The organism is Lentibacter sp. (assembly GCF_965658795.1).
In the GTDB taxonomy this organism is placed as follows: Bacteria; Pseudomonadota; Alphaproteobacteria; order Rhodobacterales; family Rhodobacteraceae; genus Lentibacter.
Genome location: NZ_CBFHTG010000004.1, coordinates 118,467 through 132,383, shown reverse-complemented (window position 1 = coordinate 132,383; position 13,917 = coordinate 118,467). Strand labels below are relative to the sequence as shown.

Below are 13,917 nucleotides of genomic sequence, written 5' to 3'. Positions count from 1 at the left end.
GAGCCCATGTCAGACACCACAGCGCGCGCAGCGGCCAGACTGTCTGTTGCCCCCATGATGGACTGGACAGACAGGCACTGTCGCTTCTTTCATCGGCTGATGTCGCGGCAGACGCTTTTGTACACCGAGATGGTCACATCGCCTGCGCTTGTGCGCGGGAAGGCCTATCATTTGCTTGATCATCATCAGGACGAGCACCCCGTGGCTTTGCAACTGGGCGGTTCTGACCCTGTGGAGCTGGCGGCGGCGGCCAGGATCGGTGCCGAGGCGGGGTATGACGAGATCAACCTCAATGTGGGCTGCCCGTCTGACCGCGTGCAATCGGGCACTTTTGGCGCTGTGTTGATGCGCTCACCCGACCTTGTGGCCGAGTGCTGCGCGGCGATGAGGGCGGCGGTGGATGTGCCTGTCACGGTGAAGTGCCGTATTGGCGTAGATGACCAAGAGCCGCGCGATATCTTGCCTGACTTTCTTGAGCGGGTCTCGGCCGCGGGGGTGAGCCGCTTTTCGGTTCATGCGCGCAAGGCTTGGCTGCAAGGGCTTTCGCCCAAGGAAAACCGCGATATTCCGCCTTTGGACTACGAGCTCGTGCATGAGATGAAAGCGGCGTTTGCGCCGCTGCATATTTCACTCAATGGCGGTGTGGCCACGCTGCCTGAGGCTTGCGACCAGCTTGCGCGCGGGCTGGACGGGGTCATGATCGGGCGGGCGGCCTACCACCAGCCTTGGGATATTCTGGCGCAGGCCGATGCGCTTGTCTTTGGCGGCGAAAACCCTTTGAGCGCGCCTGAAGAGGCGGTTGAACTGATGCTGCCCTACATTGAGGCGCATGTCGCCTCGGGTGGACGGCTCGGGCAGATCACCAAGCATATGCTGGGGCTTTTTGCAGGCCAGCCGGGCGCGCGGGTCTGGCGGCGAGTGCTGTCGGAAGGCGCGCATAAGCCCGGGGCCGGGGTGGCGCTTGTGAAAGAGGCGCTGGACGCGGTCATGTTGGCACGTCAGAGTGCCCAAGCGGCGCAGAGAGAAGGATTTTCGGATGCCTGAGACAGGTTTGCTCATTCAGATGCTGGTGATGCTCATGGCCATCGGGGCCTTTGCGGGCGTCTTGGCGGGGCTGTTGGGTGTGGGGGGCGGCATCGTGCTGGTGCCTGCTTTTTTCTATGCGTTTCAGACGCTTGGGTATGACGGGCCGCAGCTGATGCAGGTCTGTCTGGCGACGTCGCTCGCGACGATCGTTGTGACCTCTGTGCGCTCGGTTTTGAGCCATAACAAGAAGGGCGCTGTGGATTGGGAGATCTTGCGCTCCTGGGCTGTCGGCATCGCGATTGGTGCGGTGTTCGGGATGCTCATCGCCTCGAGCCTGCGCTCGGTGACCTTGCAGGCGATCTTTGGCTGCCTTGGTGTTGTGATCGGCCTCTATATGGGCTTCGGGCGCAGTGAGTGGCGGCTGGGGCAAGAGATGCCCAAGGGCGTCAAGCGGGCGGTGCTGTCGCCTGCGATGGGCTTTCTTTCGGTTCTGATGGGCATTGGCGGGGGCAGTTTTGGGGTGCCTTTGATGAGCCTTTTCAACACGCCCATTCACCGCGCGGTGGCCACGGCGGCGGGCTTCGGGGTGATTATTGCGGTGCCTGCGGTGATCGGTTTTCTCTTTGTCAGCATTGAGGGCGCACCGCCCTTTACCATTGGCGCGGTCAACCTTGTGGCCTTTGGTGTGATCGTCTCAATGACAATGATTACAGCGCCTTACGGGGTAAAGCTCGCGCATGCGATGGATGCAAAGCCGCTCAAGCGGGTGTTTGCGGTCTTCCTCACGCTGGTTGCTTTAAATATGCTTCGTAAGGCCTTGGGATATTGAAAGAATACCTTGAAAAAGGTTGGATAAAATTCGCCCATGACGCGGCTTTGGCCGCGTGGGTCGAGGCTGCGCGCCAGCCTGCATGGGATGCGGTGGCCGCGCCTGAGAACACCCATTGGCACCAGTGCGGCGGCACGTGGTTTGTGGGCGTGGATGCGCTGGCCAATGACGCGTCGGGCGCTGTGGGCCAGAGCGGGCCGCTCACAGGGCAGGCCCATGATTTTGCGCGCGCGCTGTTTGGCCCCTTGCCGCTGCACCAAGCGCAGCTCTCGGTGATCTATGACGGCTACCCGCGCCCCAGAGAGGGCGAGAGCGACGCGGCGGGGCGTTACCGGCTCAAGCGTGATGCGGCGCATCTGGATGGGTTGAAGCTTGAGGGGGCCGAGCGGCAAAGGCGCATGGGGGAGTATCATGCGTGGGTTCTTGGCATTCCGTTAAGCGAGAGTGCGGCCAGCCCCATGGTTGTCTGGGAGGGGAGCCACAGACTGCTGCACGACATGCTGCGCGCGGCTTTTGCGGGCCTGCCTGAAAGCCAGTGGCACGAGGTTGACCTGACGGCCCGCTACCAAGCGCTGCGGGCCAGAATTTTTGAGGAATGTCAGCGGGTTGAGGTCTGTGCCAAGCCCGGTGAGGCCTACCTCATGCACCGCTTTGCGCTGCATGGTGTGGCGCCTTGGGGCGCAGCAGATGCAGCCCCGCGGATGATTGCCTATTTCCGCCCCGAAGCCCCCAGCCGAACAGACTGGCTTAACAAGCCGTAACCCCGTCGTTGGGCCTGGTTAACGGCGGCTGCGAGCGGTGAGTCTATGGGGATGATATCTGTGCACCGGGCGTGCACCATGCGTGCACCGCCTGAGGGGTGATTTGGGTCACGCGACATCGGTAAACGGGGCGTTCGGTGGGTTAGGCGTGGTGGGGTGTGAATGGTGTGGTGTGAGTGGTGGGTTGGCACCCACCCTACAGACGCGCGAAGCCGTTGGCCTCAGCGAAGCCCTTGGCCTCAGCGGTTGAGGCGGGCGGAGCGGCCACCGCGGCGGCCTGTGGGCACAGCGGCGCGGGTGGGCAGCTCGGCCATGATGGCGCTGCGCTCGGCAGGCTCCATGCGCGACCAGCGGCCGATTTCGTCAATCGAGCGGGCGCAGCCTGTGCACAGGCGTGTCTCGGGGTGCACCACACAAATCTGGATACAGGGGCTTTCGATCTCGTTGCGAGACCAGACCTTGATTCTGTCATCTTTCATTGCGTGCGCCTTTCATGTGGCTCAATCTGTCGAGCAGCCCCTGCAGGATATAGGAGGCGGCGACATGGTCGATCACCTCTGCGCGACGCTTTCGGGTCGTATCCGCCTCAAGCAGGGCTTTTTCGGCGGCCACGGTCGAGAGGCGTTCGTCCCAATAGGTGATGGGCAGGTCTGTCATGCGGGTGAGGGAGCGGGCAAACGCGCGGGTGGACTGGCAGCGCGCGCCTTCGGTTCCGTCCATGTTGCGCGGCAGGCCGAGCACGAGGCCCGAGATATTGCGCGCCGTGGCGAGCGCGAGCATCTCTGTGGCGTCGGGCGTGAACTTTTTGCGCCGTATGGTTTGCAGCGGCGAGGCCGAGCTGCGGAAGGTGTCAGAGACGGCAAGGCCGATGGTTTTGTCGCCCAGATCAAGGCCCATCAGGCCGCCCATCTCGGGGAGGGCGGCGAGAAAGTCTTCCGGGGTTTCGCAGATCATTGATCAACGCCAGCGCGCTGTGCGCCACGGCGCACGGTTTCGAGCGCATCGGGATTGTCGCCAAAGCGTTGCTGGGCTTCGCGCCAGATCGCGAGCGCGCGGCCTTCATCGCCCAGAGCGCCATAGGCGCTGATGAGGCGGCCCCATTCTTCGGGGGTGCCGCCTTCTGTGGCGAGGCGCTCATTGAGGCGGTTGACCATGCCTTGCACCATTTCCTGGCGCTCAAGCGGGCTCATCTGGCCTGCGTTTTCAATGTCTTCCACCGAGGGGCCGGGCAGATCAAGGGCTGTCTCGCGCGGGGCGGGCTGGGTGTAGTCCAGCCCTGCGAGCCAGGCGATATCATCAATGCCCTGACGGATCGGCACGATCCACGGGGCCTCTTCGGGGCCTTCGTTGAGCAGCTGTGACCAGAGGCCAAAGGCGCGGTCGGGGCGGTCGTTTTGCAGCCACATCTGGCCGAGGAAATAGCGCGCGACAGGGTCGGTTGCGTCGCGGTTGAGGGCGATGCGCAGGGCGCGCTCGGCTTCGGGCGAGACATAGCCGCCTGCCTCGGAGATATACATTTGCGCCAGTGTGACGTGGTCTGTTGCCGTGGCGCTTTCGCCTTTGAGGCGGATCACCGCGCTTTGGGCGGTGCGTGCGGCTGCAAAGTTTCCAAGGCGGGCCTCGTTCTGGGCCAGAAACTGTTGGCCCTGCAGGTCATCAGGGCGGCTGGCAACGGCTGTGCGCAGGCGCTCTATCAGCTCGGCAAACTGCGGCTCGGGTTCCTGGGCCACGCGCGCGGGCAGGCGGGCCATGAAGGTGTCATGTGGCTCGCGGCTGGCATAGGTCTCGCGGGCGTCGGCCAAGCGGGCGCCATGGGGCAAGTCGCCAAGCCCGGGGGTGCCGAGCTGGCCATAGACGGCAAGGCCGCCGCCCAGAAGGCCAAGGCCCATCAAGCCTGCGGCGACGAGGGTGAGCAGGCGGGGCTGGTTGCCTGCAACATCGGCCACGGCCAGCTGTGCATCGGCGGCCAGCACGCGGCGGCCCACTTCGGTGCGGATGCGCTCGGCGTCGGCCTCAGAGAGCACGCCACGGGCGAGGTCGCGCTCCACTTCTTTGAGCTGGTCGCGGTAGATGCGCAGATCATAGGCGGCAGGATGCTCTTCATCCACGCGGCTGCGAAGCAGGGCGAGGGCGAACAGAGCGGCGAGAAGCAGGGCCAGAGCGGCGCATATAATCCAGAACAACATGGGCCACATTTAGGGCGCGTGGGGCGCACAGGGAAGAGCAAATCGCAGGGCTGAGCGATGATGTCGCAATTGTGAGGGATTGTGGCGCAATGCTGGGGGGATGCGCGGGCCGTTTGGGGCAGATAGGATGCAGCATCTAACACGATCGGATTCGAGCCATGAGACGGTATTCTGCATTTGCTGTGGCGCGCGAGGCTGCGCGCTTTCACACAGGTTGGGAGCGCGCCTGGCGCTCGCCCACGCCCAAGAAGAAATATGACGTGATCATCGTGGGCGCTGGCGGCCATGGTCTGGCCACGGCGTTCTATCTGGGCAAGAACTTCGGGATCACCAATGTGGCGATCATCGAGAAGGGCTGGCTGGGCGGCGGCAACACGGGGCGCAACACCACGATCATCCGCTCCAACTACCTGCAAGACCCGTCGGCGGCTTTGTATGAGAAGGCGCGCTCGCTGTACGAGACCATGTCTCAGGATCTGAACTATAACGTCATGTTCTCCCCCAGAGGTGTGATCATGCTGGCGCAGACCGAGCATGAGGTGCGCGGCTACAAGCGCACGGCCCATGCCAATATGCTGCAGGGCGTGGAGACACAGTTTATCAGCCCCGAGCGGGTGAAAGAGCTTGTGCCGATTATTTCGCTCGATGGCCCCCGCTATCCGGTGCTGGGCGGCCTGTATCAGGCGCGCGGCGGCACGGGGCGGCACGATGCTGTGGCCTGGGGCTATGCGCGGGCCTGCTCGGATATGGGCATGGATATCATCCAGCAGTGCGAAGTGACGGGTGTGCGCTCAAGCGGTGGCAAGGTCACGGGTGTGGACACCACCAAAGGCGCGATTGACTGTGACAAGCTTGGCCTTGTTGTGGCGGGCAACTCGGGCGCGCTGGCCAATATGGCGGGCTTCCGTCTGCCGATCGAATCTGTCGCGCTTCAGGCGCTGGTGTCTGAGCCGATCAAGCCTTGCATGGACGTTGTGGTCATGGCCAACACGGTGCACGGCTATATGAGTCAGTCTGACAAGGGCGAAATGGTTATCGGCGGTGGCACCGACGGGTTTAACAACTACACGCAGCGCGGCTCTTTCCACCATATCGAGGAAACAGTGCGCGCGCTTGTGGAGACCTTCCCGATGGTGTCACGGCTCAAGATGCTGCGCCAGTGGGGCGGGATTGTCGATGTGACGGGCGACCGCTCGCCCGTGATTGGCAAGACGCCTTTGGGCAACTGCTTTATCAACGCAGGCTGGGGCACGGGGGGCTTCAAGGCCATTCCGGGCGGCGGCTGGGCGACGGCCGAGCTGATCGCCAAGGGCGAGCCCGGGCCGTTGAGTGCGGAGTTTGGTATGGAGCGGTTTATCGAAGGGCGCTTTATTGACGAGAGCGTTGCGGCGGGGGTGGCGCACTGATGGTCAAGCTTTATCCCTCTGACTCTGCAGGTACGCATGGTATTCGTCCTCAAGGTGTTGACGCGCTATCTGATCGTGGTTTTGGGTTGCGCGGGTCAGCAATTGCAGAATTTGGTCACAGTCTTGCTTCGCAGCCCAAGCTTCCATGTTTTTTAGTTGATCAGATGACAGCAATTATTCGTTCCTTGTATGAAATCAAAAGTTTTGCTGTGCAGGCTATGTCGGCCGCGAGAGTGCTCAAATGCACGGCACAAATGATGGGGCTTTACGCGCCCAAAATGGAGCTTTCCCAATGCTGATCCTTGAATGCCCCTACTGCGGGGTCAAAGGCGAAGAGACGGAATTTCACGCAGGCGGCGAGGCGCATTTGAAGCGCTTCGGGCCTGGCTCGAGTGATGCGGATTTTGAGACCTATCTCTTTATGCGCGAGAACCCCAAGGGGGTGCATCTTGAGCGCTGGCGCCATGCGAATGGCTGCGGCAAGTGGTTTCATGCGGCGCGCTGCACCATGACTTTGGAAGTCTTCGGCACCTATAGCGCCCAGACACTGGAGCCGCCCAAAGAGATTAAAGACATCCTGACGGCCAAGCGCCCGGGATGGAGCTGGAGGAACTTCTCATGAGCACACGTCTTGCAAACGGCGGACGCCGTATTGACCGCTCAAAACCTGTCACATTCAGCTTCAACGGCAAGCGCCTGAAGGGGTTTGAGGGCGACACATTGGCCTCGGCCCTGCTTGCCAACGACCAGATGATGATGGGTCGGTCTTTCAAGTATCACCGCCCCCGTGGCGTGGTTGCTTCGGGCGCAGAAGAGCCGAACGCGCTTATGAACATGGGCGAGGGTGGCAAGTTTGAGCCAAACCAGCGCGCCACCACCACCGAGGTGTTTGACGGGCTGGCAGCGCGTTCGCAAAACCACTGGCCAAACCTCGAGTTTGACATCGGTGTTGTGAACAACGCTTTTGCGCGCTTTTTGCCTGCGGGCTTTTACTACAAGACATTCCTCTTCCCGCGCTTTGCGTGGAAGCACATTTATGAGCCGTTTATCCGCCAGTCGGCGGGGCTTGGCCAAGCGCCTGACAAAGAGACGCTGGATGCCGACACTTATGAGCACTTTTATTTCTTTGCCGATATTGTCGTGATCGGTGGCGGGCTTGCGGGCTTGCAAGCGGCCAAGACAGCGGCGCTGTCGGGCGCGAAAGTGCTGATCATGGAGCAAGACCCCACATGGGGCGGACGCGCCATGGTTGATGGTGGTGAGCTGGATGGCGCCCCTGCGGCTGACTATATTGCCAGCCTTGTGGCGGAGCTTGAGGGCATGGAGAATGTCACCCTGCGCAGCCGCATGATGGGCGCGGGGGTCTATGACCACGGCTATCTTCTGGGCTATGAGCGCCTGCGCGACCACGCGCCAGCGCTTGTCGGGCCACGCCACCGCCTCTGGAAGATCCGTGCGCAGCAGATCATCACGGCGACAGGCGCGATCGAGCGGCCCCTCAGCTTTGCGGGCAACGATATCCCCGGTGTGATGCTGGCGGGCGCGCTGCGCGACTATATCGCCGATTATGGCGTGAGCGCGGGCGACCGTGTGGTTGTTGTGACCAACAATGACGATGCTTACAAAACCGCCATGGCTGTGAAAGCGGCGGGCCTTGATGTGCCTGTGATCATTGATGCGCGCCCTGACGGGGGCGGCGCGATTGCGGGCGCGGCGCGGGCCATGGGCATTCGTGTGGAGAATGGTAAGGCCATTGCCAAAGTGACGGGTGGCAAGCGTGTGAAATCTGTCAAGATCTGTGCGCAGGCCGGTGAGGGCGCTGTGCTTGAAGAGATCGCGTGCGATGCGGTTGCCATGTCGGGCGGCTGGTCGCCTGTTGTGCACCTTTGGAGCCATTGTGGCGGCAAGCTTGTCTGGGATGACGAACATGCCATGTTCCGCCCCGACGAGAGCCGCCCGCCTTTGGGGGCCACGGGCGAGGGCTTTGTGATCCCTGCGGGTGCGGCCAATGGTGTGATGGATATGGGCGTGGGCTTGGCTGATGCCGACCACGCCGGGCGCAAGGCTGTTGAGGCTTTGGGGCTGAGCGCTGTGGATGCCAAGCTGCCTGCCTTTGAGCAGGCCGCCGAAGCGCCTTTGATGCCTGTCTGGATGATGCCACAGGGGGCGGGGCCAAAGCTGCGCATGAAAGCCTGGCTTGATTATCAGAACGATGTGAAAGTCTCTGATGTGCAGCTTGCGGCCCAAGAGGGCTACGAGAGTGTCGAGCACACCAAGCGCTATACCACGCTTGGCATGGCGACAGACCAAGGCAAGCTGAGCAATATCAACGGCTTGGCTGTCTTGTCAGAGACGCTGGGGCAGGCGATCCCCGAGACGGGGACAACCACCTTCCGCCCGCCTTATACGCCGATTTCGATGGGCTCTATTGCGGGTGAGGCGCGTGGGGCGGTGTTCCAGCCTTTGCGCCGCACGCCGATGCACGACTGGCACGAGGCCAACGGCGCGCATTGGGAGCCTGTGGGCCAATGGCGGCGCGCCTATTGCTACCTGCGCGGGGACGAGACCCCGCATGAGGCGGTGAACCGCGAAATTCTTGCGACACGCGAGAGCCTTGGCTTGCTGGATGCCTCAACGCTGGGCAAGCTGATTGTGAAGGGCCCTGATGCGGGCAAGTTTCTTGATATGCTCTACACCAACATGATGAGCAGCCTGAAGCCGGGCAAATGCCGCTACGGGCTTATGTGCTCGGAAAACGGCTTCTTGTCGGATGATGGCGTGGTTGTGCGGCTGGATGAAGAGACCTTCCTCTGCCACACCACCACGGGCGGTGCAGAGCGCATTCATGGCCATATGGAAGAGTGGCTGCAGACCGAATGGTGGGACTGGAACGTCTATGTGACCAACGCCACAGAGCAATGGGCGCAGGTCGGTGTTGTCGGGCCAAACTCGCGTAAAGTGCTTGAAAAGCTCGGGGGCGTCGATGTCTCCAAAGAGGCGCTTGGCTTTATGGAGTATACCGCAGGCAAGCTGGGCGGGTTTGATGCGCGCATCTTCCGCATCTCTTTTGCGGGTGAGCTGAGTTACGAGATTGCTGTGCCAGCGTCTCAGGGCCGCGCCCTTTGGGATGCGCTCTTTGAGGCGGGGGCCGAGTTTAACGCGACGGCTTACGGCACCGAGGCGATGCACGTGATGCGCGCCGAGAAGGGCTTTATCATGATCGGGGACGAGACCGACGGAACGATCATTCCGCAGGATCTGGGCCTGTCTTGGGCGATTTCCAAGAAGAAGGAAGACTTCCTTGGCAAGCGCGCCCAAGAGCGCGAGTTTATGGCCAACCCCGAGCGCTGGCAGCTAGTGGGCCTTGAAACGGTGGATGGCAGCGTGATCCCCGATGGGGCCTATGCTGTGGCGGAGGGCGAAAACGCCAACGGCCAGCGCCGCGTGCAAGGCCGTGTGACCTCGACCTATCATTCGCCCACCTTGGGCCGCGGCATCGCCATGGGCCTGTTGCACAAGGGCGGCGCGCGGATGGGCGAGACGGTGGATTTCCCCGGAACCGACGGGAAGACCTATACAGCCAAGGTTGTGAGCCCTGTGTTTTATGACCCTGAAGGGGAGAAGCAAAATGTCTGAAGCAAGAAGTGCCCTGCCAGGGGCCACATTTGAGGGCATTGCCAAGGTGGCTGAAGCAGGCCTCAAAGGCATGGTTACCTTTCGCGGTGATCTGGGCAACGCCAAGATCAAATCTGCCATCAAAGCGGTGACGGGGGCCGCCGTGCCCAAGCAGCGCGCTGTGACAACAGCGGGGGGCAAGGGTGTGGCGTGGATGAGCCCTGACGAGCTTTTGCTCATGGTGCCCCATGCCGAGGCTGACGCCACGGTTGAGGCGCTCGCAAAAGCCCTCAAGGGCCAGCATTTCATGGCCGAAAATGTCTCCGATGCACGCGCGGTCTTCACGGTGACCGGCGCACATGCGCGCGAGGTGATCGGCAAGCTTGCTCCTGTGGATATGAGCCGGTTCGAAGCTGGCGAAATCCGCCGCACACGGATCGCCCAAGTGGCGGCGGCCTTCTGGATGGCCGAGGATGGCACCATCACTGTGGTCTGCTTCCGCTCGGGGGCCGAGTATATGTTTGGCACGCTCTCTGTGGCCGCGCAGGCGGGCAGCGAAGTGGGCGTTTATTGAGCCAAGCTGCCAGAAATGCGCTGCAGGCCTCCGTTTTGCGCGGGGGCCTGTTGCGTTTTCCTGTGTGAAAGGCTTTTCTTAAGCCCTATCCCGTATTACCTATGGCCCCATGACACAGTCTTCACACACACGCCGCCCCGTTGTGGGCATCATTGGCAACCAGCATCTGATCAACGAAACATACCTCACCCATGGCGGTGGTGTGATGAACACCGAGGCTGTCTCCAAAGTCGCGGGCTGTTTGCCGCTGCTGATTGCGGCGGATCCGCGGTTTGTGAGTGTGGACGAGCTGTTGGAGACCTGTGACGGCTTTCTGCTTACGGGCGGGCGGCCCAATGTGCACCCCGAGGAATACGGCGAGGCCGAGACAGAGGCGCATGGTGAGTTTGACCGCGCGCGCGATGCAATCACCCTGCCACTGGTGCGCGCTTGCGTGGAGCGCGGCCAGCCGTTTTTCGGTATCTGCCGTGGTTTTCAGGAGGTGGCAGTGGCCTTTGGCTCCACGCTGCATCCCGAAGTCCGCGATCTGCCCGGCCGTAGCAACCACCGTATGCCGCCCGAGGGCACGCTGGAAGAAAAGTTCGAGCTGCGCCATGAAGTGCGCTTCACGGAAGGGGGCCGTTTTCACGCGCTTCTCGGCGCTGACGCGGTCATGACCAATACGCTGCATGGTCAGGGTATCAACAAGGCAGGTCCGCGCGTGGTGATCGAAGGCCATGCGCCTGATGGCACGCCCGAGGCGATCTACATCAAAGATGCCAAGGGCTTCACCCTCTCGGTGCAGTGGCACCCGGAGTGGAACGCCGCTAACGACCCTGTGTCGCGCCCGCTGTTTGAAGCTTTTGGCGCGGCCACCCGCGCTTGGGCTGTGGCCAAATCCTTGCAGGCAGAGGCCCGCCTCAGCGCCTGATTTCTCTTTCTTTTTGCCTTAAATATCCATCGCTCCCGCGCAATCTGTGCGCGCTGTCAGACAGGGCGTTTGCGGGGCAAAACGGGCTTGGGGGTCGGGGGCACAGCGCCCCCCCGTTGGTCGGATTTTCGCGCAGCGAAAATTCGAACTCAGCTCACAGCTTCACGTCACAGCCGCCCGCGCGTGATACTCGGGCTTGTCCCAGAGCTTGCCTGCCATGACCTCTTCGAGGATGTCACAGGCGCGCAGCACATCGCCCTCATCAATGAACAAAGGTGTGAAGCCAAAGCGCATGATGTCGGGCGCGCGGAAGTCGCCGATCACGCCGCGCGCGATGAGCGCTTGCATGGCGGCATAGCCCTCTTCAAAGGCAAAGCTCACTTGCGAGCCGCGTGCGGCCGCGTCGCGGGGGCTGGCGAGGGTGAGCATGGGGCAGCGCGCTTCAACCTCTTGCAAAAAGAGCTGCGTCAGCTCTTGGGAGCGGCTGCGCAAGGCGGCCATATCAACCTCGTCCCAAGCATCAAGGGCAGCCTCCAGCGAGGCCAGCGCCAGAATGGGCGGTGTGCCCACGCGCATCCGTTCGATGCCTGCGCCCGCGCGGTAGCTCATGTCAAAGGCAAAGGGCGCTGCGTGGCCGAGCCAGCCCGAGAGGGCGGGGCGCACGGTGTCGGCGTGGCGCGGGGCGACATAGATAAACGCGGGCGCGCCGGGGCCGCCGTTGAGGTATTTATAGGTGCAGCCCACGGCAAAATCGGCTTTGGCCTCGGAGAGCTTCACATCGGTTGCGCCTGCGGTGTGGGCCAGATCCCAGATCGTGAGCGCGCCCACGGCGTGCGCCTTGGCGGTGAGCGCCTTCATGTCATGCAGGCGGCCTGTGCGGTAGTCGACTTCGGTGATCAGCGTGACGGCGACCTCTTCGGTGATGTTGGCCTCTACCTCTTCGGGCGCAACGATGCGCAGCTCGTGGCCTTGGGCGAGCGATGTGATGAGGCCTTCTGCCATGTAGAGATCAGAGGGGAAGTTGCCGCTGTCAGAGAGGATCACCTTGCGCTCGGGGCGCATTTCAAGGGCCGAGGCCAGCGCTTGATAGACTTTGATCGACAGCGTGTCGCCCATCACCACATGGCCTGCCTCGGCCCCGATGAGCTTTGCCACACGGTCGCCCACGGCGGTGGCTTGGGCCATCCAGCCTGCCTTGTTCCAGCCGGTGATGAGCATTTCGCCCCATTCCTCTGTCATGGCGCGGGCCACGCGGGCGGGGGCAGCTTTGGGCAGGGGGCCAAGCGAGTTGCCATCCAGATAGATCATGCCTTCGGGGATGTGGAAGAGGGCTTTGGTTTTGGCAAAATCGGTCATGCGCTGTCCTTTGTGGCGAGGCCCAGTTGGGCCTGCATTTTTTGTGTCAGTTTGGCTTTGACCAAGTCGTAGCTGGCTTTGATGTGGGCCTCAAGCTCTGCGTCACAGAGGCCGCCTGCGGCGTATTGCTGGAGCCATTTCAGGCCGCGCGCGGCGAGGTAGGGCGCGGGGCGGATGCCGGGCATCTCTTGCAGCACTTCAAAGGCGATGTCGGAGCATTTGAAGGTGAAGGCGTCGCGGCCCTCGGCCCGGCCGCAGAGCGCAAAGACCTTGCCGCCGACTTTCCAGACATCGGAGTTGCCCCATTGGACCACATGGGTGGTGGCGGGCAGGGCGCTGCAGACCCTGTTAAAGCCTGCCCTGTCCATCAGAGCGTGCCGCCTGCGATGGCGATTTCCTGACCGTTGACGCTGTCAGAGCCTGCGCCACAGAGCCAGAGCGCTGCGGCCGAGACCTCTTCGGGCTGAAGCAGGCGTTTGTGGCGGTTGCCCGAGGCCATATAGGCGCGGGCCTCTGCCTCGCTTTGGCCTGTGCGCGCGGCGATAGAGCTCATCTGGCGGGTGACAATATCGGTTTCGACATAGCCCGGGCAGAGCGTGTTGAACGTATAGGGGCTGCCGAGGAACTCTTCGCTATAGGTGCGCATCAGGCCGACGACGCCGTGTTTGCTGGCGGCATAGGCGCCAGCGCCTTTGAGGCCTTTGAGCCCTGCGATAGAGGAGATGGCGATGACGCGGCCCCAATCGGTCTCTTGCATGGAGCGCAGGCTTTCGCGGATGGTGAGGAACGCGCCATCCAGATTGATGCGCATGATCTTGTGCCAGAACTCCAGATCGGTCTTTTGCAGGGTCTTGCCTTCGGCGATGCCTGCATTGGCGACGCAGATCTGGACGGGGCCGCGCGCGGCCACGGCGGCGGCTGTGCCTGTCACAACCGAGGCTTCATCGGCCACATCCATCTGTTGGGCAAAAAGCCCGCCCCCTGCCACCGCCTCGAGCACATCGGCGCGGCGGCCCGTGATGGTGACGGTTGCGCCCTGGGCGGCGAGGGCTTGGGCGATGGCAAGGCCAATGCCTGTGCCGCCCCCCGTGACGAGGGCGTGTTTGCCTGATAGGCTCATGCTGGGCTCCTTTTCTTTTGCGCCAGCGTCTCTTGAGCGCTTTCCGATTGCAAGCGGGAGATTGGGAGGCTCTGCGGGAAATCTGTGAGAAATGGATTAGACATTCACACGGATGAATGTGTATGTTGCGCAGA

15 protein-coding genes are annotated in these 13,917 nt (G+C 62.4%); 9 read left to right on the top strand and 6 right to left on the bottom strand.

Features of this window, described 5'->3' with window-relative positions:
• The first annotated feature begins 6 nt into the window (after positions 1–6).
• The 3 genes from dusA to ACTG3X_RS04445 are packed head-to-tail and all read left to right on the top strand — an operon-like array spanning position 7 to position 2,616.
• Positions 7–1,044 (top strand): tRNA dihydrouridine(20/20a) synthase DusA, encoded by a 1,038-nt coding sequence (dusA, locus tag ACTG3X_RS04455; protein WP_439110032.1) that lies wholly within the window; start codon positions 7–9, stop codon positions 1,042–1,044.
• Positions 1,037–1,855 (top strand): sulfite exporter TauE/SafE family protein, encoded by an 819-nt coding sequence (locus ACTG3X_RS04450; protein ID WP_439110031.1) that lies wholly within the window; start codon positions 1,037–1,039, stop codon positions 1,853–1,855. The genes dusA and ACTG3X_RS04450 overlap by 8 nt, the downstream gene beginning before the upstream one ends.
• Positions 1,852–2,616: a hypothetical protein gene (locus ACTG3X_RS04445; protein ID WP_439110030.1), complete on the top strand. Its 765-nt coding sequence runs from the start codon at positions 1,852–1,854 to the stop codon at positions 2,614–2,616. Before ACTG3X_RS04450 ends, ACTG3X_RS04445 begins: the two co-directional genes overlap by 4 nt.
• Positions 2,617–2,855: 239 nt before the next feature.
• Here the strand turns inward: ACTG3X_RS04445 and ACTG3X_RS04440 are convergent, their stop codons facing one another.
• The 3 genes from ACTG3X_RS04440 to ccmI are packed head-to-tail and all read right to left on the bottom strand — an operon-like array spanning position 2,856 to position 4,802.
• Positions 2,856–3,095 carry a DUF1289 domain-containing protein gene (locus tag ACTG3X_RS04440; RefSeq protein WP_439110029.1) on the bottom strand — a complete coding sequence of 80 codons (240 nt, stop codon included), beginning with the start codon at positions 3,093–3,095 and terminating at the stop codon, positions 2,856–2,858.
• On the bottom strand, positions 3,085–3,570 hold the full coding sequence (gene ruvX, locus ACTG3X_RS04435; protein ID WP_439110028.1) for a Holliday junction resolvase RuvX: 486 nt from the start codon (positions 3,568–3,570) through the stop codon (positions 3,085–3,087). Before ruvX ends, ACTG3X_RS04440 begins: the two co-directional genes overlap by 11 nt.
• Positions 3,567–4,802, bottom strand: a complete 1,236-nt coding sequence (ccmI, locus tag ACTG3X_RS04430; protein WP_439110027.1) for a c-type cytochrome biogenesis protein CcmI — start codon at positions 4,800–4,802, stop codon at positions 3,567–3,569. Before ccmI ends, ruvX begins: the two co-directional genes overlap by 4 nt.
• 158 nt (positions 4,803–4,960) lie before the next feature.
• Here ccmI and ACTG3X_RS04425 point away from each other — a divergent pair, with 158 nt between their 5' ends.
• The 6 genes from ACTG3X_RS04425 (at position 4,961) to ACTG3X_RS04400 (ending at position 11,307) form a co-directional block, all read left to right on the top strand.
• Positions 4,961–6,208: a sarcosine oxidase subunit beta family protein gene (locus tag ACTG3X_RS04425; RefSeq protein WP_439110026.1), complete on the top strand. Its 1,248-nt coding sequence runs from the start codon at positions 4,961–4,963 to the stop codon at positions 6,206–6,208.
• Positions 6,208–6,507, top strand: coding sequence for a hypothetical protein (locus tag ACTG3X_RS04420; RefSeq protein ID WP_439110025.1), 300 nt, complete (start codon positions 6,208–6,210; stop codon positions 6,505–6,507). The genes ACTG3X_RS04425 and ACTG3X_RS04420 overlap by 1 nt, the downstream gene beginning before the upstream one ends.
• Positions 6,501–6,830, top strand: coding sequence for a sarcosine oxidase subunit delta (locus ACTG3X_RS04415; RefSeq protein WP_439110024.1), 330 nt, complete (start codon positions 6,501–6,503; stop codon positions 6,828–6,830). Before ACTG3X_RS04420 ends, ACTG3X_RS04415 begins: the two co-directional genes overlap by 7 nt.
• Entirely contained in the window at positions 6,827–9,844 is a 3,018-nt protein-coding gene (locus ACTG3X_RS04410; RefSeq protein ID WP_439110023.1) for a sarcosine oxidase subunit alpha family protein, read from the top strand. Before ACTG3X_RS04415 ends, ACTG3X_RS04410 begins: the two co-directional genes overlap by 4 nt.
• A complete protein-coding gene (locus ACTG3X_RS04405) occupies positions 9,837–10,397 on the top strand; it encodes a sarcosine oxidase subunit gamma (RefSeq protein WP_439110022.1) in 561 nt (186 codons plus the stop codon). The genes ACTG3X_RS04410 and ACTG3X_RS04405 overlap by 8 nt, the downstream gene beginning before the upstream one ends.
• Before the next feature lie 109 nt (positions 10,398–10,506).
• Positions 10,507–11,307, top strand: a complete 801-nt coding sequence (locus ACTG3X_RS04400) for a gamma-glutamyl-gamma-aminobutyrate hydrolase family protein (protein ID WP_439110021.1) — start codon at positions 10,507–10,509, stop codon at positions 11,305–11,307.
• Between the two features lie 162 nt (positions 11,308–11,469).
• Here the strand turns inward: ACTG3X_RS04400 and kynU are convergent, their stop codons facing one another.
• The 3 genes from kynU to ACTG3X_RS04385 are packed head-to-tail and all read right to left on the bottom strand — an operon-like array spanning position 11,470 to position 13,783.
• Complete coding sequence (kynU, locus tag ACTG3X_RS04395; RefSeq protein ID WP_439110020.1) at positions 11,470–12,663, bottom strand: kynureninase; 1,194 nt, start codon at positions 12,661–12,663, stop codon at positions 11,470–11,472.
• Positions 12,660–13,031 (bottom strand): MmcQ/YjbR family DNA-binding protein, encoded by a 372-nt coding sequence (locus tag ACTG3X_RS04390; RefSeq protein WP_439110019.1) that lies wholly within the window; start codon positions 13,029–13,031, stop codon positions 12,660–12,662. Before ACTG3X_RS04390 ends, kynU begins: the two co-directional genes overlap by 4 nt.
• Positions 13,031–13,783, bottom strand: a complete 753-nt coding sequence (locus ACTG3X_RS04385; protein WP_439110018.1) for an SDR family NAD(P)-dependent oxidoreductase — start codon at positions 13,781–13,783, stop codon at positions 13,031–13,033. The genes ACTG3X_RS04390 and ACTG3X_RS04385 overlap by 1 nt, the downstream gene beginning before the upstream one ends.
• Positions 13,784–13,917 lie beyond the last annotated feature (134 nt).